Origin of the sequence: Heyndrickxia camelliae, assembly GCF_002844575.1 — a bacterium.
In the GTDB taxonomy this organism is placed as follows: Bacteria; Bacillota; Bacilli; order Bacillales; family Bacillaceae_C; genus Margalitia; species Margalitia camelliae.
In genome coordinates this window covers 578,321-603,537 of sequence record NZ_PIQO01000001.1, presented here as the reverse complement: position 1 = coordinate 603,537, position 25,217 = coordinate 578,321, and the positions used below count along the sequence as shown (strand labels likewise).

Annotated in this window: 28 protein-coding genes; 1 reads left to right on the top strand and 27 read right to left on the bottom strand. The window is 36.5% G+C overall.

Features of this window, described 5'->3' with window-relative positions; all coding sequences use genetic code 11:
* Positions 1–20: 20 nt before the first annotated feature.
* The 24 genes from rnhB to CWO92_RS02895 all read right to left on the bottom strand — a co-directional run bounded on the left by rnhB (position 21) and on the right by CWO92_RS02895 (position 22,805).
* Positions 21–788: a ribonuclease HII gene (rnhB, locus tag CWO92_RS03010; RefSeq protein WP_101352687.1), complete on the bottom strand. Its 768-nt coding sequence runs from the start codon at positions 786–788 to the stop codon at positions 21–23.
* 15 nt (positions 789–803) lie between these two features.
* Positions 804–1,664: a ribosome biogenesis GTPase YlqF gene (gene ylqF, locus CWO92_RS03005; protein WP_101352686.1), complete on the bottom strand. Its 861-nt coding sequence runs from the start codon at positions 1,662–1,664 to the stop codon at positions 804–806.
* A 21-nt stretch (positions 1,665–1,685) separates the two neighbouring features.
* Positions 1,686–2,222, bottom strand: coding sequence for a signal peptidase I (gene lepB, locus CWO92_RS03000; protein ID WP_101352685.1), 537 nt, complete (start codon positions 2,220–2,222; stop codon positions 1,686–1,688).
* 231 nt (positions 2,223–2,453) lie between these two features.
* The gene (gene rplS / locus CWO92_RS02995) at positions 2,454–2,795 is read right to left on the bottom strand and encodes a 50S ribosomal protein L19 (RefSeq protein WP_101352684.1); all 342 of its coding nucleotides are present in this window, start codon (positions 2,793–2,795) and stop codon (positions 2,454–2,456) included.
* A 179-nt stretch (positions 2,796–2,974) separates the two neighbouring features.
* A complete protein-coding gene (gene trmD, locus CWO92_RS02990; RefSeq protein WP_101352683.1) occupies positions 2,975–3,706 on the bottom strand; it encodes a tRNA (guanosine(37)-N1)-methyltransferase TrmD in 732 nt (243 codons plus the stop codon).
* The gene (gene rimM / locus CWO92_RS02985; protein WP_101352682.1) at positions 3,703–4,215 is read right to left on the bottom strand and encodes a ribosome maturation factor RimM; all 513 of its coding nucleotides are present in this window, start codon (positions 4,213–4,215) and stop codon (positions 3,703–3,705) included. The genes trmD and rimM overlap by 4 nt, the downstream gene beginning before the upstream one ends.
* Positions 4,216–4,228: 13 nt before the next feature.
* Positions 4,229–4,615: a YlqD family protein gene (locus tag CWO92_RS02980; RefSeq protein ID WP_101352681.1), complete on the bottom strand. Its 387-nt coding sequence runs from the start codon at positions 4,613–4,615 to the stop codon at positions 4,229–4,231.
* A 239-nt stretch (positions 4,616–4,854) separates the two neighbouring features.
* Positions 4,855–5,088: a KH domain-containing protein gene (locus tag CWO92_RS02975; RefSeq protein ID WP_101352680.1), complete on the bottom strand. Its 234-nt coding sequence runs from the start codon at positions 5,086–5,088 to the stop codon at positions 4,855–4,857.
* Between the two features lie 13 nt (positions 5,089–5,101).
* Entirely contained in the window at positions 5,102–5,374 is a 273-nt protein-coding gene (gene rpsP, locus CWO92_RS02970) for a 30S ribosomal protein S16 (RefSeq protein ID WP_055740439.1), read from the bottom strand.
* A 174-nt stretch (positions 5,375–5,548) separates the two neighbouring features.
* A complete protein-coding gene (gene ffh / locus CWO92_RS02965) occupies positions 5,549–6,889 on the bottom strand; it encodes a signal recognition particle protein (protein ID WP_101352679.1) in 1,341 nt (446 codons plus the stop codon).
* Positions 6,890–6,901: 12 nt separating this feature from the next.
* Positions 6,902–7,234 (bottom strand): putative DNA-binding protein, encoded by a 333-nt coding sequence (locus CWO92_RS02960; protein ID WP_199256865.1) that lies wholly within the window; start codon positions 7,232–7,234, stop codon positions 6,902–6,904.
* A gap of 132 nt (positions 7,235–7,366) precedes the next feature.
* On the bottom strand, positions 7,367–8,356 hold the full coding sequence (ftsY, locus tag CWO92_RS02955) for a signal recognition particle-docking protein FtsY (protein ID WP_101352677.1): 990 nt from the start codon (positions 8,354–8,356) through the stop codon (positions 7,367–7,369).
* 165 nt (positions 8,357–8,521) lie between these two features.
* Complete coding sequence (gene smc / locus CWO92_RS02950) at positions 8,522–12,100, bottom strand: chromosome segregation protein SMC (protein WP_101352676.1); 3,579 nt, start codon at positions 12,098–12,100, stop codon at positions 8,522–8,524.
* A gap of 40 nt (positions 12,101–12,140) precedes the next feature.
* On the bottom strand, positions 12,141–12,881 hold the full coding sequence (gene rnc, locus CWO92_RS02945) for a ribonuclease III (protein ID WP_101352675.1): 741 nt from the start codon (positions 12,879–12,881) through the stop codon (positions 12,141–12,143).
* A gap of 362 nt (positions 12,882–13,243) precedes the next feature.
* A complete protein-coding gene (locus CWO92_RS02940; protein WP_055740445.1) occupies positions 13,244–13,477 on the bottom strand; it encodes an acyl carrier protein in 234 nt (77 codons plus the stop codon).
* Positions 13,478–13,604: 127 nt separating this feature from the next.
* Positions 13,605–14,348 carry a 3-oxoacyl-[acyl-carrier-protein] reductase gene (fabG, locus tag CWO92_RS02935; protein WP_101352674.1) on the bottom strand — a complete coding sequence of 248 codons (744 nt, stop codon included), beginning with the start codon at positions 14,346–14,348 and terminating at the stop codon, positions 13,605–13,607.
* A gap of 33 nt (positions 14,349–14,381) precedes the next feature.
* On the bottom strand, positions 14,382–15,320 hold the full coding sequence (gene fabD, locus CWO92_RS02930) for an ACP S-malonyltransferase (protein WP_101352673.1): 939 nt from the start codon (positions 15,318–15,320) through the stop codon (positions 14,382–14,384).
* 20 nt (positions 15,321–15,340) lie between these two features.
* Positions 15,341–16,318 (bottom strand): phosphate acyltransferase PlsX, encoded by a 978-nt coding sequence (gene plsX, locus CWO92_RS02925; RefSeq protein ID WP_101352672.1) that lies wholly within the window; start codon positions 16,316–16,318, stop codon positions 15,341–15,343.
* 7 nt (positions 16,319–16,325) lie between these two features.
* Positions 16,326–16,922 carry a transcription factor FapR gene (fapR, locus tag CWO92_RS02920; protein WP_101352671.1) on the bottom strand — a complete coding sequence of 199 codons (597 nt, stop codon included), beginning with the start codon at positions 16,920–16,922 and terminating at the stop codon, positions 16,326–16,328.
* A gap of 92 nt (positions 16,923–17,014) precedes the next feature.
* Complete coding sequence (gene recG / locus CWO92_RS02915; RefSeq protein WP_101352670.1) at positions 17,015–19,063, bottom strand: ATP-dependent DNA helicase RecG; 2,049 nt, start codon at positions 19,061–19,063, stop codon at positions 17,015–17,017.
* Positions 19,056–19,943 carry an L-serine ammonia-lyase, iron-sulfur-dependent, subunit alpha gene (sdaAA, locus tag CWO92_RS02910; protein ID WP_101352669.1) on the bottom strand — a complete coding sequence of 296 codons (888 nt, stop codon included), beginning with the start codon at positions 19,941–19,943 and terminating at the stop codon, positions 19,056–19,058. The genes recG and sdaAA overlap by 8 nt, the downstream gene beginning before the upstream one ends.
* A gap of 66 nt (positions 19,944–20,009) precedes the next feature.
* A complete protein-coding gene (gene sdaAB / locus CWO92_RS02905; RefSeq protein ID WP_101352668.1) occupies positions 20,010–20,672 on the bottom strand; it encodes an L-serine ammonia-lyase, iron-sulfur-dependent subunit beta in 663 nt (220 codons plus the stop codon).
* Positions 20,673–20,759: 87 nt separating this feature from the next.
* Positions 20,760–22,424 (bottom strand): DAK2 domain-containing protein, encoded by a 1,665-nt coding sequence (locus CWO92_RS02900; RefSeq protein WP_101352667.1) that lies wholly within the window; start codon positions 22,422–22,424, stop codon positions 20,760–20,762.
* Positions 22,425–22,442: 18 nt separating this feature from the next.
* On the bottom strand, positions 22,443–22,805 hold the full coding sequence (locus CWO92_RS02895) for an Asp23/Gls24 family envelope stress response protein (protein WP_101352666.1): 363 nt from the start codon (positions 22,803–22,805) through the stop codon (positions 22,443–22,445).
* 458 nt (positions 22,806–23,263) lie between these two features.
* On the opposite strand from CWO92_RS02895, the gene rpmB reads away from it, so the two are divergent.
* Entirely contained in the window at positions 23,264–23,452 is a 189-nt protein-coding gene (gene rpmB, locus CWO92_RS02890; RefSeq protein WP_101352665.1) for a 50S ribosomal protein L28, read from the top strand.
* A 120-nt stretch (positions 23,453–23,572) separates the two neighbouring features.
* Here rpmB and spoVM read toward each other — a convergent pair whose 3' ends face one another.
* The 3 genes from spoVM to rpe all read right to left on the bottom strand — a co-directional run bounded on the left by spoVM (position 23,573) and on the right by rpe (position 25,216).
* Positions 23,573–23,653, bottom strand: coding sequence for a stage V sporulation protein SpoVM (spoVM, locus tag CWO92_RS02885; RefSeq protein ID WP_055740456.1), 81 nt, complete (start codon positions 23,651–23,653; stop codon positions 23,573–23,575).
* 202 nt (positions 23,654–23,855) lie between these two features.
* The gene (locus CWO92_RS02880) at positions 23,856–24,512 is read right to left on the bottom strand and encodes a thiamine diphosphokinase (protein ID WP_101352664.1); all 657 of its coding nucleotides are present in this window, start codon (positions 24,510–24,512) and stop codon (positions 23,856–23,858) included.
* 56 nt (positions 24,513–24,568) lie between these two features.
* Complete coding sequence (rpe, locus tag CWO92_RS02875; protein WP_101352663.1) at positions 24,569–25,216, bottom strand: ribulose-phosphate 3-epimerase; 648 nt, start codon at positions 25,214–25,216, stop codon at positions 24,569–24,571.
* Between the last annotated feature and the right edge of the window lies 1 nt (position 25,217).

Genomic DNA, 25,217 nt, shown 5'->3' with positions numbered 1-25,217 from the left:
ACCGTTACAGGTTGAGTTTTTTATATTATATCTTTAATAGGTGCAAATGATTTACGATGAATAAGACAGGGACCATATGTATTTAATGCCAGCAAATGTTCCTGAGTTCCATATCCCATATTTTTCTCAAAATGGTATTGGGGGTACTGATTGCTATATTCTTTCATCAATCTATCACGGGTAACTTTTGCAACGATAGATGCTGCTGCAATGGAAACACTTTTTGCATCTCCTTTTATGATGGAAGTTTGCGGAATGGGTAATGCTAATTTCATTGCATCAATTAAACAATAATCCGGGAATATACTAGAATTATTTATTGCGGTGTTCATAGCCTTCTTCGTTGCCTCATAAATATTGATATGATCAATTTCTTCTGCAGAAACAATTCCAATCCCCACTGATTTAGCTTCCCTCATAATAAACTCATAATAGTCTTCTCGTTTTTGTTCAGAAAGTTGTTTCGAATCATTTATCCCAGGTAAATAAAAGCTGTCAGACAATATGACAGCAGCAGCTACTACTGGACCCGCTAACGGTCCTCTCCCAACTTCATCAATGCCAGCGATCAATTTAAAGCCTTCTGCCTTTATTTCATTTTCATATTTCATCATTTCCAGGAAATGTTCCCGTTCCAACTCTTCCTTATTTAATGCATTAACCTTTTTCTTCCATAAGTTTTGTACACCTTTACGGGTATCCTTTTTGATTTCTTCAAGAAAAGAATCCTTCAAGCTATTTACTTGTTCCAATTTTAATGCTATTTCTTTAATTGTATAACTTTCCATACTTAGCCTCACCATTTAGGATTGATCTGTTTGATCGGGAAAATCAAAAGTAATTCTTCCGATTTTTAACGAGCGCAAATCACGAATAATCGTTTCCGCAGTCTTATCATAATCTATTTCTCCGCGTGCCATAAGACAGCCTCTTAATTTTCCGATATGATTAAACACTTCCACGATTTCATCGGGCAAATGCTCAAACTGATATCGTTCCTTTAATTGGTTAGGATAATGCTCCTCTAAAAATCGAATACCAAAAACGGCAATATCTTGTAAGTTTAATATCGTATCTTTTATTGCTCCGGTTAACGCTAATTTATACCCAACGATCTCATCCTCAAATTTCGGCCATAAGATTCCTGGGGTATCTAATAGTTCTAATTGCTTACCGACCTTAATCCATTGTTGTGATTTGGTAACACCCGGTGTATTGCCGGTCTTTGCGATATTTTTATTAGCAAGTCGATTAATCAGAGTCGATTTTCCAACGTTAGGGATGCCAATAATCATTGCACGTATGGCTCTTGGCTTCATACCTCTGGATTTCATCCTGTCAAACTTAGACTTTAACAACTCTTGAGCAGCCTTTACTATTGAATCCATCCCACTCCCTGCTTGAGAGTTAATAGCCAAAGCCTTTTGCCCATTATCAGCGTAAAATTGTATCCACTGTTTTGTCCTATTTGAATCAGCCATATCTGCTTTATTTAATAAAATTAATCTTGGCTTTTGCTGCACAATTTCATCCAGCATAGGATTTGCGGACGAAACGGGAATCCTTGCATCTACTAATTCAAAAACTATATCAACCAGCTTTAATTTTTCAGATACTTCCCTGCGTGCTTTCGCCATATGACCTGGGAACCATTGAATGGTCATGTATCTCAACTCCAAAAACAATTATTTTACTATACGGATATCTTTCATTGGCCAATAAATTAGTTTCGTATCACCAATTACCTTTGTTAAAGGCACTGGGCCAATAATTCTGCTGTCCTTGCTTTGCCTGCGATTATCTCCCATAACAAAAATCTCACCCTTTGGAACTGTGTCTCGCCCAATTAAATCCTTTAATGTGAAATCTTCTGTTAATGGTCCTTGTGTTATTTTTTTGTATTTATCTAAATAAGGCTCTTTATATGCCTTTCCGTTAATATACAAAACATCATTTTTATATTCGATTTTATCGCCTGGCAAGCCAATAACTCTTTTTATGTAATCCTTTTTCTCTGGGGCATGGAAAACGACAATGTCGAACCGATTTGGTTTTCCTAACTTATTTACAATCATTCTATCCCCGTTATGTAAGGTAGGCATCATGGATAACCCATCTACCACAATTGGTGCAAATAGAAAATAACGAATAATTACTGCAAGTCCGACCGCAATGAGAAGGGCTTTAGTCCATTCCCACAATTCATTTTTACGTTTTGCCATATCTCCACCACCCAGATTTTTTCTTTAGAATATAAATATGTGAAAAAAGAAGGAAACTCCTTTTTATTTTATATCCATTTTTCCGTTGGATTAATCTTCTATAAAAAGAATACTTTATGTATATGAAAGAAAAGGGGCTTGTCTCCAAGCCCCTTTTCCAAACGGTTTTCATTGATAAGTATGATAACATTGTAGAAAATAATTTCTACTAAAAGCCACCGACACTTACAATTAGCGAATTTCTTTAATACGAGCGGCTTTACCACGTAAATTACGTAGATAGTAAAGTTTCGCACGACGAACTTTACCGCGACGCACTACTTCTAGTTTCGCAATCTTAGGAGTGTGTAATGGGAAAGTACGTTCCACACCTACACCATAAGATACTTTACGAACTGTGAAAGTTTCGCTGATTCCACCACCGCGGCGTTTAATAACAACACCTTCAAATAACTGAATACGTTCACGTGTACCCTCGATAACTTTAACATGAACACGTACTGTATCTCCAGGACGGAAGTCAGGAATATCACTGCGAAGTTGATCTTTTGTAATTTCATCAATAATGTGCATCGTTTTCAACTCCTTCCAACAGATGCTCATACATGGCTTTCATTGTAGCGGAACATCGTTTTAACGTGACCTGAACTAGCTCAAATCACAAAATTAATCTTAACATATCGCTATCTATTATGCAATAAAAATTGTAGTTATGTTACATTGCTAGTAACCTGACTCTTAAATAAAACTATCTACTTATCTTTTTCCCATTCCAGGATCCATTTTCTTTGTTTCTCTGTTAATGGAAATCCTTCTAATAAATCTGGCCTTCTTAAATAAGTTCTTCTTAATGATTCCTTTTCTCTCCACTCCTCGATTTTTCGATGATCGCCAGAGAGCAGAATATCGGGTACCTTCATTCCCCTAAAATCTGCTGGCCTAGTATAATGTGGATGTTCCAACAAACCTGTAGAGAAAGAATCCAGTACAGGTGAATCATCATTTCCTAAAGCTCCAGGTAACAAACGAACGATGCTGTCAATCATGACCATTGCACCTAATTCTCCGCCAGTTAAAACATAATCACCGATGGACACTTCATCTGTTACAACAAATTCCCTTATTCTTTCATCATAACCTTCATAATGACCGCATATGAAGATTAAATGATCTTCGCGAGAAAACTCTTCTGCTTTTGATTGTTTGAACGTTTCCCCTTGCGGACAAAGTAAAATAATCCGCGGTTTACCTTCGCCTTTCTTTAAGTTCTCTACCGCATCAAATATAGGCTGTGGTTTTAAAACCATACCGGCACCGCCGCCGTATGGATAATCATCTACAGTTTGATGCTTGTTATCAGCAAATTCTCGGTAATTGACAATATTGTACTCGACAATCTTTTTTTCTTTTGCCTTATTTAGAATAGATGTACCAAGAACACCTGTAAACATTTCGGGAAACAAGGTCAAAATATCAATTTTCATGATAAAAGTCCTTCCATTGGTTCAATAATAATTCGTTTTTCCATAACATTAATCTGTTTCACAATTGGTTCAATATAAGGAATTAAATATTCCTTACCCTTATCTCCTTTTACTACCCATACATCATTTGCGCCTGGAGTAAGAATTTCTTTTACAACTCCTACTAATTCATTATTGGTTGTAAATACTTTACATCCAACAATCTCATGAAAATAAAATTCCCCTTCTTCAAGCTCCCCTAGTTGTTCCTTAGAAACCTTTAGAATACCGTTTTTCCATTTTTCCACTTCATTAATGCTGTTATACCCCTCAAATGTGAGCAAATCAAAATTTTTATGTACTCTGTGACTTTTTACTACTAACTCCGTTGGTTCTGTTTGATTGGGAATGAATAAATAAAGAATACTGCCGACTTTAAATCTTTCTTCTTTAAAATCCGTTATCGATATAACACGGACTTCGCCATTTAAACCATGAGTATTGACGATTTTACCTACATTAAACCACATTCAATTTTCACCTCTAACGTATTTCTTTGATGATTCCATCTTTCACGATAATCATTCGCTCATTGGATAACTTATTCCAATCATCCCCGACATTTATTTCGACGATAGATTGAATATTTTGTTCCGCTAATTCGCTTCCAAGTGGAAGAATCTCTAATTGCTCTATTTGAAAATCAATTAATTTTACTTTTTCCTGTCTAATATTAATTTCTTTTTCAAAATGAGTTTTTAAACTTGATGAAGGAAATTTTTTTGTTCTTTCGAGTTTTTTAAGCTCAAAACGAAGTTGATCGCATTCTTTTTGTAGCATCTGCTTTTTTCCTTCATAGGAATACAGCAGTTTTTCTTTACTATTCTCGGTTAAAACCTGCTTTACTACTACAGATTGCAATATTTTCATCATCTACCTCCATTTATGTAGGCTTTTTGATGTTCATTTATTGGATACATTTATCATTAAGATACTTACAAGTGCAAACGTCTGGTTCGGACACTTATCTTGGCTTTTGGTTGCATTTTCCCATCATGAAGCTTTCCATTTTTCTATTTTTAGATATGGAAAAAGGGAGGCTTTGTCTCCTCCCTTTTTCCTTGGTGATTTTCCTATCCAATTCATTGCTGTATTCTTATTTGGGCTATCTAGTCAACAATATCCAAATAAATTCTCTTATGTTGTTGTACACCAGCACACGAATAGACAACAGTTCGTATTGCTTTAGCAACACGGCCCTTTTTCCCAATCACTTTTCCGATATCCTCCTGATGAACAGAAAGGTTATACGTAATTTGATGGGATTCCTCGACCATTTCAACCCGAATATCTTCCGGATGGTCTACTATGGGCTTAACAATTTGAATAATCAAATCCCGCATGGCAAGTCCACAATTACTTGCTATATTTTACGTTGTGGAATTTTTCCATGATGCCTTGTTTAGAGAATAGGTTACGTACTGTATCAGATGGTTTTGCACCATTTTGTAACCATTTAAGCGCTAGTTCTTCATCAATTTTTACTTCAGCTGGTTGTGCAACTGGATTGTAAGTACCAACTGTCTCGATGAAACGTCCATCACGTGGTGAACGAGAATCTGCAACTACAATACGATAGAAAGGAGATTTTTTTGCTCCCATACGTTTTAAGCGAATTTTTACTGCCATTTTAAATAGCACCTCCGAATAGTTTTACACAAGATAGTATAATATCAAAAAAGTATTTTGTTTGTAAAGTGTTTTTTCTTAACACTTTTATATATTGGTAAAAGGAACACATACATTGCTGTCCTATAGTTCTAAAACAGCCTGCCTTGGTTACCTTATTACTAACAAATCAACTTACATAAATGGGAATTTGAAGCCTTTCTTTTTCCCTTTGGTCATACTTGTCATTTGCTTCATCATTTTTTTCATTTCTTCGAATTGTTTAAGCAGTCGGTTTACCTCTTGTACAGTTCTTCCGCTACCTTTGGCAATCCGTTTTCTGCGGCCGGAATTAATGATTTCCGGATTAATTTTTTCCGCTTTTGTCATGGATTTAATAATAGCTTCAACATGACTTATTTGCTTATCATCTATTTGTAGATTATTTAGGCCTTTAATTTTGTTAGCACCTGGCATCATTTTTAAAAGTTCATCCAATGGTCCCATTTTTCTAACTTGGCTTAACTGTTCAAGAAAATCATCAAAAGTAAATGATGCTGTACGCATTTTCTGTTCAAGTTCTCTTGCCTTTTCTTCATCTACATTCGCTTGAGCTTTTTCAATTAAAGTTAGGACGTCACCCATTCCAAGAATTCTAGAAGCCATTCTTTCCGGATGAAATGCCTCTAAGGCATCCAATTTTTCTCCCATACCGACAAATTTTATCGGTTTTCCGGTTACGGATCGAATTGAAAGGGCTGCACCACCGCGAGTATCGCCATCTAATTTTGTTAAGACGACTCCCGTTATTCCTAATTGCTCGTTAAAGCTTTCAGCAACATTTACTGCATCCTGCCCAGTCATGGCATCTACGACTAAAAAGATTTCTTCAGGGTTGGACAATTCTTTAATTTCCTTAAGCTCATTCATCAATTCCCCATCAATATGGAGACGACCTGCTGTATCAATGAGAACATAATCATGATGATTCTCTTTTGCTTTTTCAATCGCTTGCCGTGCAATTTCTACTGGGCTAACTTGATCTCCAAGAGAAAAGACAGGCATACTTAACTGTTTTCCTAGCGTTTCTAACTGTTTAATAGCTGCAGGACGATAAATGTCAGCTGCTACAAGTAAAGGATTACGATTATGTTTTTTTCTTAAAAGATTAGCAAGTTTACCTGTGGTTGTGGTTTTACCAGCACCTTGCAAACCAACCATCATAATTACAGTTGGTGGACGCTTGGCAACAGCAATTTGACTTTGTTCTCCACCCATAAGGTTGGTTAGTTCTTCCTTTACAACCTTAATGACTTGTTGACCAGGAGTTAAGCTTTTCATTACTTCTTGACCAACCGCACGTTCACTTACTTTTTTAATAAATTCTTTTACAACTTTGAAGTTTACGTCTGCCTCCAATAACGCAAGACGCACTTCACGCATCATTTCCTTTACATCGCTCTCCGAAACTTTTCCCTTGCCGCGTATTTTCTGTATCGTATTCTGCAGTCGGTCGGCTAATCCTTCAAATGCCATACATGCCGCCTCCTAATCTAATTTCTCTAGCGCATCAATAAAAGGTAATATTTTCTTTGATAACTCATCTGTTCCAAGATTATCTCTTATCGTGTTTAATATTTTCGTGCGCTCTTTGAACTTTTGGAATAATAATAATTTCTCTTCATATTCCTCAAGCATATTTTCAGTACGTTTGATATTATCGAAAACCGCTTGCCGGCTAACTTCAAATTCTTCGGCAATTTCACCAAGGGAAAAATCATCTAAATAGTAGAAGGACATATAGCTTCGTTGTTTTGGAGTTAACAACGATTGATAAAAATCAAACAAGTAATTCATTCTTGTTGTTTTTTCAAGCATGATTATCCTCCCCTTGTTAAGTGAAAAAGCTTTACATATGAAGAATACATAGTTTTTTTAAATTTGTCAAGAAAAAATCTTTACACATCCAAAAGCAAAGGCGCTTAAAAGTAAGACCAAAACCAAAATTCCCTACTACTCTGCCTCTTTATCTATAATCGTAGAGAATAATCCATACACATATTTTTCTGCATCGAATTCTTGCAAGTCATCCATTTTTTCACCTAGACCTACCAATTTAACTGGAATATTTAGTTCATTGCGGATAGCAAGAACAATACCGCCTTTTGCAGTTCCATCTAATTTTGTTAACACGATCCCAGTAACATTCGTTACTTCTTTAAATGTCTTAGCTTGAAGCAGTGCATTTTGCCCAGTAGTGGCATCTAGTACGAGCAACACTTCATGCGGTGCACCTGGAATTTCTCTTTCAATCACACGTTTTACTTTTTCTAGTTCATTCATTAAATTAACTTTGTTTTGCAGACGACCAGCTGTATCACAAAGCAATATATCCGCTTTCTTTGCACGTGCCGATTGAATCGCATCGAACATAACTGCTGCTGGATCAGATCCCTCACTATGCTTTATAACATCTACTCCAACTCGGTCGCCCCAAACTTCTAATTGATCAATAGCGCCAGCTCTAAACGTATCACCAGCAGCTAAAATAACATTTTTCCCTTGTTGTTTATACATATGAGCCAGCTTTCCAATTGTAGTGGTTTTCCCTACCCCATTCACCCCTACGAATAAAATGACTGTTAAATTATCTTCTTGAATGTTAATATGAGAAGTAGTTTTTTCACCGGCTTCATATATTTCCACAAGTTTTTCTGAAATAACGGATTGAACCGCTACTGGATCCGAAATATTCTTCCTTTTTACCTCCATCTTCAATTCATCGATTAATTCCATTACTGTACTAAAACCTACATCTGCTTGTATTAAGATTTCTTCTAGTTCTTCAAAAAAGTCTTCATCTACTTTTCGATACCGCGCAACGAGATCATTTACTTTACCAGCAAAACTATTTCTTGTTTTGGTTAAACCATCTTTAAATTTTTCTGTAACAGTATCCGTGGATTTTGAAAACTTGTCCTTTAATTTCTGAAAAAAACTCAATTGACTCACTCCCTTTATTAATGCAAAAAAATTTTCCTCTACAAAGTACTTTATATTCTAACAAATTATGAACGAATAATCATCCTGTTTTAACACCTCAAAATACTGTTAAGTTAAGGATTAAAAAAGTGCCCCATTTTCAAGACTTTTGGGGCACTAACTGTATTAAACAGATGCGACAGGACCCACCAGCTCTTTCGTATCTTCTAATTTTACTGATACAAGCTTCGAGACTCCTGATTCTTGCATGGTAATACCATATAATACATCTGCTTCTTCCATCGTGCCTTTACGATGGGTAATGACAATAAATTGTGTTTCTTGACTAAACTTTTTCAAATATTTACTGAAACGAAAAACGTTAGCCTCGTCCAAAGCGGCCTCTACTTCATCAAGAATACAGAATGGAACAGGGCGAACCTTTAATATCGAGAATAAGAGTGCGATGGCTGTTAGAGCTCTTTCTCCTCCAGATAATAGACCAAGATTTTGGAGTTTTTTCCCTGGAGGTTGTGCCACAATATCAACACCCGTATTTAATAAATCATTTGGTTCTGTTAGTTTAAGCTCTGCCCTTCCACCGCCGAAAAGCGCCTGGAAAGTTGGCTCGAAATGCAGACGAATTGCCGTGAATGTTTCTTCAAATCGCCGTTTCATCTCATCGTCCATTTCATCTATTACTTGAAATAATGTTTCTTTTGCTTCTAACAGATCGGTTTGCTGAACCTTCAGGAATTCATAGCGTTCTGAAACTCTTTCATATTCCTCGATTGCGCCAATATTAACCGTTCCAAGCTCATCGATTGCAAGTTTTATGAGTTTAACCTTTTTCCTCGCATCCTCTAATGTAATTTCGAGAGGGAATTCTTGTTTTGCCGCTTCAAAGCTTAATAAATATTCCTCCCGAAGACGTGTTAGTCGATTTTCCAATTCAACATCCAAACGATTAATTTTAACTTCTTCATCTTTTAAAATTTCGACAATCCCTTTATGCTGTCTCTTTAATTCTTTTAAATTCAATTCCATATCCTCTAGCTTAGTTTGCAACTGAATTCTCTCTTCTCTTCTCATCGAGATCAAGTTAGTTGTTGCGAGCTTGTCCATCCGCTTCTTTTCCGCAGCAACAGAAAGTTCCTCTTCACCACTATGACTATTGGACATTTCATTTTCAAACCAGTTCAACTCTTCGGTGTATTGACTATATTTTTTATAAGTATCATCATATTCCGATTGCACACGTTCAAGATTGTCCCGACTCGATACGAGCTGTTCATTCTTTACTGCAAGCTTTGCTTTTAAATCACTAATTTCATTTAAGATTTCATCCTTAGATAAAATATCTTGATTTTTTTTCTTAGTTAAATCCTCTATTTCTTTTTCTAATTCTGTTATTTTATCAGCAATATGTTTTAATTGAGCTTCCAACTCGCGGACTCTTGTCTCGACAGCCTCAGAAGTTGTTAATGACTCTTCCTTCTCCATATCATACATCATGAGCCGTTCATTCATATTTTTTTCTGCTAATTCAATTTGTCTTAGCTCCGCTTTCCATTCTTGCTCCATAAAGCGAAGCTGTTCGCCATGCTCTCTCATTTCTTCGAGTGCTTGTTCTTCGTTGGAGACATCTTGTTTAATGGTTTTAACAAGATTTTCAAGATGCAGCGTTTTTTCTTCCATTGTGAGAAGCTTCTCTTTTAACTCCTCCAATTCTCCTTTGCGAGAAATTAAGGAATTACTAGTATGCTTAGCCGTACCTCCTGTCATGGACCCTCCTGGATTAACAACATCGCCATCTAACGTGACAAGACGATAGCGATATTGAAGGAGTTTTGCAATACGATTGGCACCCTGTAAATCCTTTGTTATTACCACATTCCCAAGCAGATTAGAAATGATAGATTGATATTTTGAATCTATATGAATGAGGTCAGCAGCAACTCCCACAAATGCAGGATCATGGCTAATCATTTCCATTTGTACAGACGGAATCGATTTTCCTTTTATTACATTCAACGGTAAGAAAGTAGCACGTCCATATCGATTTTTCTTCAAATATTGAATTGCATCGCGGCCATTCTCTTCAGTTAAAACGACAATATGCTGCATTGCTCCTCCCAATGCTGTGTCAATTGCAGCCTCATAGCCTTTAGGGACTTGAATTAATTCTGCAACAGCCCCCTCAATTCCGTTAAGAATGGTATTCTTTGCTTTGAGTACTTCTCTTACGCCTTGGAAAAAGCCAGTATAATCCTCTTCCATTTCTTCCAGTGTTTCTTTTCTTGATTTCGCTTTTTGCAAGAATTGATATGCCTGATAAAGTGTGGATTCTTGCTTTTGATATTGACTTTTAAGATTTTCCAGCTTTTGTTGTTTATCTCGATATTTGTGTATATGTTCCTCTAATTTCTTAGCTGCTCCGTCGAGCTGGTTTACTACCTTCTGCTTTTCCTCTAAAATAATTTTTCGCTGTTCTATATATTTTTTATTATCTTCATCTAATTTACTCTTTTTAGAAGAATGGACCTGTAACTGTTGTCTTAAAAGATTTAATTCGTTTTTCCCAGAGGCTTGTTCATTTAACAATTCAATATAATCGCCTTTTAATGATTCGATTACTTCATCCAAATTAATATTAAATTGGTTCAATAAAGCATTTTTTTCCTTCAATCTTGTTTTTAAAAGGGAAGCCTCCGCTACATTTTTGTCATATTCTTCTTTCAGAATTGCTTTTTGTTCTTCTAATTTTTTTATTTTATCTGTTGCTTCCTCTATATTTTTTTGCAACTGATCTTTATTATGGTTAGCATTTTTCTTTCTTTCTTTCAGTACCTCTTTACGGCCTTCTAATTTTTCCAATTCCTCTGTTGCAGAAACTAAAACATTTTGCAAATCACTAATCGATTCATCTAAAGCAGATAGCTGATCCCGCATTTCTGTTAGGTTGGCTTCCTCTTTTTGCAGCTTTGCTGACATAGCCATTTCCTGATCTTGATGCAGTTCCAGCTGTTTATGTAACTGCTCCCAGTTTGTGTTTAAAGCTTCAATTTCCTTTACGGTCAGCCCCACTTCAACGTTCTTCAATTCTTCTTTCTTGTCTAAATAATCCCTTGCTAACGAGGCTTGAATTTTTAATGGTTCTACCTGATTTTCAAGCTCATGAAGGATATCATTCACCCTATTCAAATTTTCTTGTGTCTCGTTCAGCTTTGCTTCAGCCTTTTTCTTACGGGTTTTATATTTCAAAACACCAGCTGCCTCTTCGAAAATGGTACGGCGTTCTTCCGGTTTACTATTTAATATTTCCTCTACTTTCCCCTGGCTGATGATAGAGAATGCCTCTCTTCCCAAACCGGAATCCATAAATAAATCAACTATATCCTTTAAACGACAGCTTTGTTTATTTATATAGAATTCACTATCACCTGAGCGATACACCCTTCTAGTAACACTTACTTCGTTATAATCTAACGGTAACTGATGATCTTCATTATCCAATGTAAGCGAAACCTCTGCGAAATTTAAAGATTTTCTAGTATCGCTCCCTGCAAAGATGACATCCTCCATCTTCCCTCCACGAAGAGATTTTGCTGATTGCTCCCCTAATACCCACCTGACAGCATCAATAATATTACTTTTCCCACTCCCATTTGGTCCAACAACTGCTGTCACACCTGTTACAAAATCAACAGAAATTCTTTCGGCAAACGATTTAAAACCGACTATATCTAAACGTTTGAGGAACAATAGGTTCTCCCTCCCTAAGATTGCTTATTCTTATTAATATCTAAAGCTTTTTATTTAATGTACTGAGTGCAATTTGAGCTGCATGCTGTTCAGCTTCTTTTTTGGAACGCCCTACACCAATCCCCAGCTCCATGTTATTTAAAGAAACTCTTGAAACAAACTCTCGATTATGTGCTGGCCCTCGCTCATCTAGTACAGTGTATTCAAGTACACCTGACGAGTCTTTTTGAACAAATTCTTGCAATTGGCTTTTAAAATCCATTACATGAGAAAAGGCGCCTTCATTCACTTTCGGAAAGACCACCTTCTCGAGAAAATGAATAACGGGTTCAAGTCCTTGGTCTAGATACAGTGCCCCAATAAATGCTTCAAACACATCTGCCAGAAGTGCAGGACGAGTACGACCTCCTGTCATTTCTTCTCCTTTTCCAAGCAAAATATATTCACCAAAACTCAATTCATTGGCAAATGTAACAAGCGAAGGTTCACAAACTATAGCCGCCCGTAATTTTGTCAATTTCCCCTCACTTATTGTCGGATATTGCTTATAAAGATACTGTGATACAGTTAACTCTAAAACAGCATCACCTAAAAATTCCAACCGTTCATTATCTTGATGAGTTTTTTTTCTGTGTTCATTCACATAGGAAGAATGTGTAAAGGCTTGCATTAATAACTTTGTATTTGAAAAATGGATATTAATTCTTTCTTGGAATTGCTTGAATTTTTCCATTACAAGTGTCGCTGCAATTTTTTCTTTCTCTCTATTTATTTTACGCATTACGTTCTCCACCTTAATTTAAAGTAAAATTTCAATTTACATATAAAGTTTATAAAAAAATGCAGGCAAGCGCAAAGGAGCCCAAATATTTTTTTATTCTTTGGCTCCAGCACCTAGTAGCTAGCAGACAGGCGTCGGAGCCTTTCCTCTTTGTATCCCGATAAGCAAATGCCGCCCCCAAACATTTTGCATGATTAGAGGCGCTATTTGATTTCGCGGTACAGTTAATTATGTTTACAAACAAGTGGAACTTTCCAATTCACATTATGAGATATTTTGCGTTGAATCATTCACTGTATTTTTTTGTTTTCTAACAGAAAAGCCCCGTTTAAAATAAACGGGACATTGTAATTAGTGAACGATTATTGCTGACTTTCTATGTATTTAACAGCGTCTCCAACTGTTGCAATCTTTTCAGCATCATCGTCAGAAATTTCCATATCAAACTCATCTTCAAGTTCCATAACAAGTTCAACAACATCTAGGGAATCTGCTCCAAGATCATCCTTGAAAGAAGCTTCAGGTTTCACTTGTGACTCTTCAACACCAAGACGATCTACGATAATTTTCGTAACTCGTTCTAAAACATCTGACATTTGGTTCACCTCCCCTCAAGACATTATAGAGGATTTTGTCCTAATAATAAAGTGAAACTTCCATTTTTTAAATTATCGGTATTTAGGCAATTCTATACAAAACTATTTGTATCAATTAAGGTATTTATTACATTACCATACCGCCATCAACATGGATTGTTTGACCAGTCACGTAATTCGAGTCCTCGGAAGCAAGAAACAGCGCTACTTTAGCAACTTCCTGTGGTTGACCTAGACGAGCTAGAGGGATTTGTTTGAGCATTTCCGCTTTTAAATCCTCAGGTAACTTATCTGTCATATCGGTTGTAATAAAGCCTGGTGCAATAGCATTTGTAGTAATCCCTCTTGAAGCGAGTTCCTTGGCAGTTGTTTTGGTTAATCCGATTACGCCGGATTTAGCTGCAACATAATTAGCTTGACCAGGATTTCCACTTATTGCAACGATGGAGGCAACATTAATAATTTTCCCTGATCGCTGTTTCATCATTTGACGTGTAACAGCCTTAGTTGTTAAAAACACACTCCTTAAATTTGTATTAATAACATCGTCCCACTCATCATCTTTCATTCGCATCAGCAAATTATCTCGGGTTATCCCAGCGTTATTTACAAGTATATCCAACTTACCAAAATGTCCAATTGTATGTTTTACCATATTTTGAACTTCTTCACTATTCGCTACATTACATTGATAGACAATGGCACTACGCCCCATTGCTTGTATTTCTTCTGCAACTTCCTTTGCTTTTGCTTCACTACCTGCATAATTAACGACAACATCTGCCCCTTCCCTTGCAAACTCTAGTGCAATTTCGCGGCCAATACCGCGCGAAGCTCCCGTAACTAGTGCTACTTTCCCTTCTAATTTCATCCAGTTTTCCTCCTTTTATACGAACATCAAATATTAAGCTTTCAGTTCTTGCACTACCTGCGCACAACTTTCCATATCTTGGATGGAGTAAATTTTAACTTCCTTGTTAATCTTTTTAATTAAACCAGATAATACTTTTCCTGATCCGATTTCGATAAAAGTATCAACACCAAGATCTATCATTTTTCTTACTGAATCTTCCCATTGTACAGGCGAATATAATTGTTCAATAAGTTTCTCTTTAATTTCATTGGCATCTGTCATTGGTTCAGCTGTCACATTAGCAATTACCGGAATCTGTGCATCAACAATATTGATTTCATTTAAAATTCGAGTAAATTTTTCAGCAGCAGGCTTCATGAGCTGAGAATGAAAAGGACCGCTAACTTGCAAAGGCAGTGCACGCTTAGCACCTCTTTCCTTAGCAAGCGCTGATGCTTCTTCAACACCTTTAACCGTTCCTGAAATGACGATTTGCCCAGGGCAATTAAGGTTGGCTAACTGTACAGAGTTACCGTTCGCTGTTACCTCATCGGTCACCTCTTTTAATATTTGACGATCCAACCCTAAGACAGCAGCCATCGTTCCTTCCCCGTTGGGAACTGCTTCTTCCATATACTCTCCTCGCTTATGTACAGCATACACAGCATCTTCAAATGAAATTGCGCCAGCAGCTACTAATGCTGTATACTCCCCTAGACTATGTCCTGCAGTATAGTCAGGTTTTATTCCAGAAGTCTGCAAACATTGCATAATCGCAATACTTGTTGTTAATAATGCTGGCTGTGCGTTAGTTGTTTGTGTCAATGTTTCAATTGGACCATTAAAAATTATATCTGAAAGAGAATATCCTAACCGACTATCCGCTTGTTCAAATATTTTTTTTGCGTTGGAATCTTCTTCTGCAACAGATTTCCCCATCCCTACTGCTTGTGAACCTTGACCTGGAAATACAAAAGCAATTTTATTCATCTTGAACTCTCCTTTAATTTCTAGTTAATAGCATTTTTAATCGTGGTTGTAACGTCATGAAGCACCATTTCTCGAGTTTGCCGAACTGCGTTATATAATGCATTTGCATTTGACGAACCATGTGCCTTAATGACAGGGGCTTTTATTCCAAATAATCCTGCTCCGCCATACTCAGAGTAATCCATCATATTTTTAAGTTGAAGTAAATCTGACTTTACTAAAAGGGCTGCGATTTTACTTTTGAAACTACTTGTTAAAGTCTTTTTTAATAGTGAAAAGACAGATGAAGCTGTACCCTCGATTGATTTTAAAACCATATTTCCTGTAAACCCATCTGTCACTACAACATCTGCAGGACCATTCAGTAAATCACGCGATTCGACATTTCCTACAAAATTCAAATCCGCTTGTTTCAATAATTCAAATGCTTTTTTTGTTAGTTCATTGCCCTTTTTTTCTTCCGTTCCAATATTGAGTAGCCCCACTCTAGGATTTTGAATTCCACGTACCTTATTAGCGTAAATAGACCCCATTATGGCATACTGAACAAGATGCTCTGGTTTCGCTTCGGCATTTGCACCGAGATCTAGCATAACAAAACCTTTTCCATCTATAGTGGGAAGAGTTGGGGCAAGTGCAGGGCGATCAATCCCTTCAATTCTTCCAACAATAAAAAGACCAGAAGCCATTAAAGCACCGGTATTTCCTGCAGATATACAGGCATCTGCTTCTCCGTTTGCTACAGCCTGTGCCATTAATACCATGGACGCATTCTTTTTTCTTCTTACTGCCTTAACTGGTTCATCTGAACCTGATATTACTTCATCTGTATGTATAACTTGCACTCTCGAATTTGGCTGTAAATATTGCTTAATTTGAGATTCATCCCCATATAGAAGAATTTCAATATCTCTAAATTCCTCAATTGCTCTATTAATACCCAAAACAATCTCCTTTGGGGCATGGTCTCCACCCATAGCATCTATTGCGATCTTCATCTTACATTCATCCTTTTTCATTCGATTTCATTGGCGAATCTTCATTTAAACTATTTCGATACATTTCAAAATCACCTGTAAATACAAGCCTATTTCCTACAAAACTCTTCACTTCAACAATGGTTCTGTCACTGCCTTTTTCTTCTCGAACTTTTGCTTTAGCGATGACTCTCTCCCCCTCTTTTACAGAGTGAGTAAAATGAATATTTGCCTTGCTTGTTAAGGCTAACTCATCGTTAATGACTGCCACAGCTAAAGAATTAGCCTGAGCAAAAAGATGATGTCCACGTGCAATCGAATTTCGTTTAAACACATGTTCCTTTCGAACATCAAATATAGAAATTGCACTTTTATCCAATTCAATATCGATAATTTCGCCAATCACTTCATCTATAGGAAGAGCCTTTACTTCATCTCCGAATTGTTTTTCGGCGACGTTTTTTATTCTTTCCCTAAGCTCCGGTATTGATAATTCTAGGCGATCCAAACGAATAGTTTGCACACTCACACTGAATTTTTCCGAAAGTTCTTCATCTGTAATGAATGGATTTTCTTTTATTGTGATCAACAGCTGTTTTTGTCTCTCTTTTTTTGCCAATCTCATTTATAACACCACACGATATTAGGACTTGGTACTAATAGTAGTATATAAAAAGGGAGAGAAGATTGCAAGAATCACCTTCTACTCCCTTCCTCTTAATCTAGTTTTTCTCCATCCATTATTCCCGAATGTTCTAAAAATGTCTTTAAACTTTGATATTCTGGATTCGTCCAAAAATCTTCAAGATGAATTATGTCCATGGCATCTTTTCTTGCTGTTTCTAAGGTTCGATAGTCGTGAACCATATCTGCAACTTTAAATTCCGGTAACCCACTTTGTTTTTTTCCAAAGAAATCACCTGGCCCTCTTAATTCCAGATCCTTTTCACTTAATACAAAACCATCATTGGTTTCGGTCATGATTTTCATTCTTTCTTTCCCTATTTCTGTTTTCGGATCTGCCAGCAAAATGCAATAAGATTGGTCACTTCCTCTGCCAACACGACCTCGAAGTTGATGGAGCTGCGATAATCCAAAGCGTTCTGCATCATATATCACCATTATAGTTGCATTCGGTACATTTACTCCAACCTCGACTACCGTTGTGGAAACAAGAATTTGAATCTCATTTTCACTAAATAGATTCATTACTTCATCCTTTTCCTTGGAAGGAAGTCTCCCATGCATAAGTCGTACTCGATAGCGATTCCCGTAGTAATTCGAAAGCATATCATATACATCAATTGCGTTTTGGACATCTAATTTATCTGATTCTTCAATCAAGGGGCAAATAATATAAGCTTGTCTACCTAGTGATAATTCCTTATCGACAAACCCAAGTACACGCTCTAAAACTTCATGTTTCACCCAATAGGTTTCAATTGTTTTTCTTCCTGCTGGCATTTCATCAATGATTGAAACATCCATCTCTCCAAAAGCAGTAATGGCTAAAGTTCTCGGTATAGGTGTTGCCGTCATGAAAAGAACGTCTGGTGTTTCCCCTTTTTCCCTTAAAATTTTTCGTTGTTCCACACCAAAACGATGTTGTTCATCTGTAACTACAAGACCTAGTTTACGGAAAGAGACATCATGCTGTATAAGTGCATGTGTACCAATTAGAATATCAATTTCACCGTTTTTTAGCCTTTCTAAAAGTTCATTTCTTTTCTTTCCTTTCACAGAGCTGGTTAATAATGCAATATTAATGCCCATAGGCTGAAGTAATTGAAATAAAGAGTCCGCATGCTGTTCTGCCAATATTTCTGTTGGTACCATTAACGCGCCTTGGTATCCAGCCGTAACACTGGCATAGAGGGCAATAGCAGCAACAGCTGTTTTTCCTGAACCGACATCCCCCTGAAGCAACCTATTCATTCTAATAGGTGACTTTAAATCTGCACAAATTTCATTTACTACTCTTTTTTGAGCATTTGTTAACGAAAATGGCAAAGAGGATATAAATTCTTTTAGTTTCATTAAATCATAATTATGAGAAATTCCGCCTGAATTCTCTCTTTCAAACTTTCGCAATGCTTGCATTTTTAACTGAAAAAATAAAAATTCTTCATAGACAATCCTTCTTCGTGCCTGCTTTACATCAGCCTGTGATTTTGGAAAGTGTAAAGAAAAGATAGCATCCTTCCTATCCAGCAGTTTATATTTTAATCTGAGTGAGGCTGGGATATTTTCTTCTATTTCACTACTATATGCTTGGTAAGCCTGCTTTATATATTTTCTTAGTTGTTTTACAGACAATTTCCCCCGGACCGAATATACAGGTTCAAATTCAGTTGGTAATTGGTATGGACCTATTTTCAATTCTTGTGCCGTAATTGTTTGTCGATGCTGGTCCCATTTTCCCGTAACCGTAATGGTATCTTGAACATTTATTTTCTTTTTTAAATATGCCTGATTAAAAAAGATAACCTTTATGAGATATCTGCCCACCAATAAATGAACGGTTAATCTGGAACGTTTTCGATTATAAAAGATAAGAGAAGGCTCACTATGAACCTTCCCTTCTACCGTTATTCTTTCCTCGTGTTTAACCTCTTGTAGATCTCTTAAACGATAGTCCTCATACCGATAAGGGAAATGCTCTAGTAAATCCTTAACAGTAAATATTCCCATTACCGCTAAGTTACTTGCTACTTCCTCTCCTATTCCTTTTATAACAGATACAGAATCCTGCAATGATTTACTCATCAGATTTCAGCGGCATCCCAAAAATCTTAGCTTCTAATCTTCGACCCGTTGGTGTATCCGCTAATCCTCCCTCAGCTGTTTCCTTTAAAGCTGTAGGCATTCTTTGACCTATCTTGAACATCGCGTCAATTACTTCATCACAAGGTATTCTACTTGTAACACCAGCTAACGCCATATCTGCAGCTACCATGGCGTTAGCTGCACCCATTGCATTACGTTTAATACACGGCACCTCAACTAGACCAGCAACAGGATCACATACAAGTCCTAACATATTCTTTAATGTTATCGCCATGGCATGTGCACATTGAGAAGGAGATCCTCCTGCCATTTCTACAATAGCAGCTGCTGCCATTCCAGCAGCAGATCCTACCTCTGCCTGACACCCACCAGCAGCGCCGGAGATGAATGCGTTGTTTGCTACAACAAAGCCAAAAGCGCCAGACGTAAATAAGAAATGGACCATTTCCTCTCTAGTTGGATTAAGCTTATTTTTAACAGCAAATAATGTACCTGGTACAACTCCAGCAGAACCTGCAGTCGGAGTAGCGCAAATAGTTCCCATTGCAGCATTTACTTCATTTGTCGCAACCGCTTTGCTCACCGCATCAAGAATTGTTTCCCCAGATAAAAAATTTCCTTTTTCAATATATTTTTGAAGTAAAACAGCATCTCCACCTGTTAAGCCGGAATGTGACGTAACTCCACGTATTCCGCGCTCTACCGCTTCTTCCATAACTTGTAAGCTTTTTTCCATTTGGTTAAATATCTCTTCACGGGTTCTTCCCGATACTTGCATTTCTTGTTCAATCATAATTTCCGATATTTTTTTATTTTGGGATTCAGCTATTTGAACTAATTCTGCAACATTTCGAAACATGGCAGAACCCCCTTTCCAGTTGTGTTGAAAACGTTACCACAAATTTACTTCTATTAAACTAACAGCCTACTCTACAATTCTTGCTACTTGTGTAACAATTGGCAACGCCTGTATTTCATCTATAATATCTTGACCAATATTTTGATCGACTTCTATTGTCATTAAAGCCATTTTCCCTTTTTCTTTACGAGAAACATCCATATGACCAATATTAATTTCATATTTCGATAGTATGTTAGCAACAGCTGCAATTGCACCAAAACGATCATTGTGTACAACTATTATAGCGGGATGATGACCAGACAATTTTAGTTCAAAACCATTAAGTTCTGTAATTTCAATTTTTCCGCCGCCTATTGAAATGCCAACAAGCTCTAATTCACTAGTATCATCACCAATGATAATTTTAGCTGTATTGGGATGGTCAGGCACTTCATCGGATTCGATAAATTCTACCAACATTTCTCTTTCTTTTGCAATCTCCATTGCAGAAATAATCCGTTCATCGAATGTATCAAAATCCAAAAGTCCCCCAACGATTGCTACGTCCGTTCCATGGCCTTTATAGGTTTTTGCAAAGGAGCCGTAAAAATAAATTTTAACCCACTTTGGCTCCTTTCCAAATATTGTCCGAGCAACTCTGCCTATTCTGGCAGCACCCGCAGTATGAGAACTTGATGGCCCAATCATTACAGGCCCTATTATATCAAAAACACTTTTATACTTCATCTTTAGACTACTCCCCTCTATAGGAAGACATATTTCTCCTTTATCTTATGCAAGGATTGTATAAACGATATACTTCTATTTAACCACTTACTCGACTGCAAAGATATATGAATATATTGGTTGTTTTCCATTATGGACTTCCACTTCTAAGTCTTGATAATTTTCGTGGATATATGCAATAAGCTGGTTAAGCTGCTTTTCCTGCACATCCTCTCCATATAAGACGGTAAGAATTTCGGCTTCCTCATCTAGCATTTGCTCTAGTAGACCTTTTGCAGCCATGAACTGGTCCTGATTGATTTCGACAATTTTACCTTCGAATATTCCCATAAAGTCATTTTTATTAATCGTTTTCCCATCAATACTTGTATCACGAACTGCATACGTAATTTGGCCAGACTTTACATGTTGCAACGCTTGAGTCATAGAAGTTTTATTTTCCTCCATTGTAAAAGACGGATTAAATGCAAGGAGCGCCGCCATACCTTGAGGCACTGTCTTGGAAGGAATGACAATTACTTCCGAATCTGCAACCTGAGCAGCCTGTTCCGCAGCCATTATAATGTTTTTATTATTTGGAAGAATAAACACTTTATTTGCATTTGTCTCTTTAATGGACCTTAATAAATCCTCTGTACTAGGATTCATTGTTTGTCCACCTTCAATTACTGAAGAAGCGCCAATGCTTTTAAATACTTGCGCTATACCTTCTCCCATCGAAACCGCTACAATCCCGAATTCCTGTGTTTCTTTTTCCTGTTGGGAAGCGTTTAATGTGTTATGTGTTTGCTCAACGATGGAACTATGTTGTTCCCTCATATTTTCTATTTTAATTTTTATTAAACTTCCATATTTTTGTCCATAGGAAAGAACTTCTCCTGGTGTTTCCGAGTGAACGTGAACTTTTACAAGTTCATCATCCGAAATAACTAAGAGAGAATCTCCCAAACGACTTAAATCATTACGGAATTTCTCTTCTGAAAATGGCAGTTTTTCCGGTTCTAATTTCACCATTATTTCCGTACAATATCCGAATTTTATATCTTCCGTGTTCATGAACCCTTGAACACTTTTATGATGTTCTGTACTGACTAATTCTGTCATAGAAGGTGTTGCAGGAACAGAATTGACAGGTTCACCTTTTAATTCTGCCAAAAAGCCTTCATACACACAGACTAAGCCTTGCCCGCCACTATCAACAACTCCAACTTCCTTTAATACAGGCAGCAGATCCGGTGTTCTATTTAACGAAGCTTTTGCCGCTTTCACTGTTTCTTCCATCATGAGAATAAAATCATTGTGCTTTTTTGCGGTTTGTACCGCTTGTTTTGCAGCGTCTTTTGCAACTGTCAATATAGTCCCCTCTACTGGCTTCATAACCGCTTTATATGCGGATTCTACACCAGCTTCTAAAGCAGCAGCAAATTCTAAGCTTGAAATGGATTCCTTAGATTCAATAAACTTACCAAAACCTCGAAATAGCTGAGACAGGATTACCCCTGAATTTCCACGCGCCCCCATAAGTAAGCCTTTGGATAGTGCAGATGCAACATGCCCAATATGATCTTGCACGTTTTTTTGAACTTCTTTTGCGCCAGTTGTCATAGATAAATTCATATTCGTCCCAGTATCACCGTCAGGAACTGGAAAAACGTTCAAAGCATCTACCATTTCAGCATGTGCTGATAAGTTATTAGCTCCACTAATGACCATTTCAGCAAAACGTTTTCCATCCAATGATGTCATTAACACAAATAGTATCCTCCCTTATTACGGGTTCGTAACCCGAACTCCTTGAACATAAATATTTATTGACTCTACGGATAAGCCTACTGTTTTATCCAATGTATATTTAACTTTGGATTGTACATTATGTGCAATCTCAGAAATTTTTGTACCGTAGCTTACTATTATATACATGTTAATATGTACTTCATCATTTTCCTGGCGAACAATTACACCGCGAGAGAAGTTTTCCTTACGCAAAATGTCTGTAATGCCATCTTTAATCTGATTTTTCGAGGCCATACCAACAATGCCATAACAATCCACTGCCGCACCACCTGCAATTGTAGCAATAACATCATTTGAAATATCAATTTGACCATAAACCGTTTTCATTTCAATGGACATTATTCGTTCCCCCTAATTGAATATAAACTGTTTCTGATTTGATTGTTGCTATTCGTAAATGATTATAAATCTTAAATACAGACTTATTTTCGGGCATCTTTCTTAAATAGATTAACCTACTTTTTTAACAAGTAGTAACCTAAAGAGTTCATTTTCAAAATCACAAAGTATAAGAACAGAGCCATATATATCACGAAATATTGAAGCTAACGTCATTTTACTATACTATATGCTTTTTTTAAAGTCGAATATCTCTTAATGACAGTAAATCAGCATAGTTCTTCATGAACATTCGCTTTCGCTTTTTGTTTTTGTCAAGAATTTTTCCTTGAAAGTGTATTGTTGAAGTGTTGCATTATTACAGGTTGTATGATAAATTATTAAGGTATCTTTAATGACGAATATTGAAGTGATGAAACAAATGATATGTTTACTTCAGTAGTAAGGAGGGGAATTATATGCCAAAAAAATGTGTAGTGACTGGACGTAAGACTCGTTCTGGAAATTCTCGTTCTCATGCGATGAATGCTAATAAACGTACTTGGGGAGCAAATCTTCAAAAAGTTCGTATTCTAGTTGATGGTAAGCCTAAACGTGTTTGGGTTTCCGCAAGAGCTTTAAGATCAGGTAAAGTAGAACGTGTTTAATAAAATGTAAAAACATCCATGCATTAGTATGGATGTTTTTACATTTTATTGACACTTTATCTTAAAAATAAATGCACCCATTAGGGTGCAAATAACAAATGATTATGTCAGTTTTAATAATTAGCCTTTTTTAAAAGTACCTAACATCGCTCGGACGATGCCGCCAATAAATCTAGGCAATTTAATCGTATAAAATTTCATTTATTTCCCTCCTCATCCATCTGAACGCAAACAATGATTCACAGTCAGCCCTCTTAAACAGCAAGGGGTATTTATGTTAATTCTAATACTACAAAACTAGCCTAACAGGAACTGTGAATTTAGCTATTCTCTAGTTTTTGGTACTATTATATTCAATAATAAAACAATAAGTACGATACCCATAAAAAATCGGGCGCGGGGATTAAATGTCTTTACTTCTTATCATCAATAATATGCCTGAATGAAAAGAAAAAGTACCTGAATCTTCAAGAAGTTCATTACTTATACAAAGGGTACTTCCTTGTTTAACATTTTTATTTTCAAGAGGATATTTGAATCCTAATAAAGTAATTTTCTCCACTTCAGATGTTAAAGGAAGAAAAGAAATATATTTTAAATCATCGACTTTTTTAACCTTATATGTACCAGGTAAGTGAGCAGTAATCCTGTTTTGGGTGTCTAATATTTCTATTTGACAATCAGCATGTAAAAATTCCTTGCGAATTAACAAAAAGGCGTTAGCAAAATAGTGATCTGCTCGTCCACCAGTTGCACCAAAGATTATTATTTTTTGAGGATTTTCAGTTATGGCCCATTGTAACGCAAGTTCTAAATCAGTTTCATCCTTTTCAGGAATATACTCCATAATTTTTCCAGATTTCTCCCTGATTAATTTCCACTCATGTTCAGATACAGAATCAAAATCACCGAATGCAATATCCGGATTAATCCCGTTCTTGATTAAATGATATACTCCATAATCTACTCCTACCCAAATATGTCCATCCCCCGTGTAGTCGTTTAAATTAGGAATATAGAGGGAAGGTCCTCCAGCTACTATATGTATTATTTTTTCCATAATTTTCATCACCCATTTATATTATGAAAAAAGCCAGCCTTTAAGCTGACTTATCATTAAAATTTTTTTAGAGCTTCGATAGCTTTTTTTCTATTTTCATGGTTATAAATTGCAGAACCAGCAACCAAAACGTTCGCCCCTGCATCTACACATAATTTTGCCGTTTCAGAATTTACTCCGCCATCGACTTCTATTTCAATATTTAAACCGTTCTTATCAGCGATTTCCTTTACTTTTTTAATTTTAGGCAAAACAGATGGGATAAAGCTCTGTCCTCCAAATCCTGGATTCACGGTCATCAATAATACTAAATCTACATCATTTATAATGTGCTGAATCATATCCACCGGTGTTGCTGGATTTAAAACCACTCCTGCTTTCACACCAAGAGATTTAATATGTTGGATGGTTCGATGAAGATGCGGACTAGCTTCTACATGTACAGATATATAATCAGCACCAGCTTTCGCAAATGCTTCAATATATTGGTCAGGATTTTGAATCATTAAATGTACATCTAGAGGAAGTTTTGTAATCGGACGAATCGCTTCAACAACTATTGGTCCCATTGTAATATTTGGAACAAAATGTCCATCCATAACATCTATATGAATATAATCTGCACCACCATTTTCAACATCAATAATTTCCTTCGCTAACTTTGAAAAATCAGCGGATAAAATAGATGGAGCAATTTTAAACATT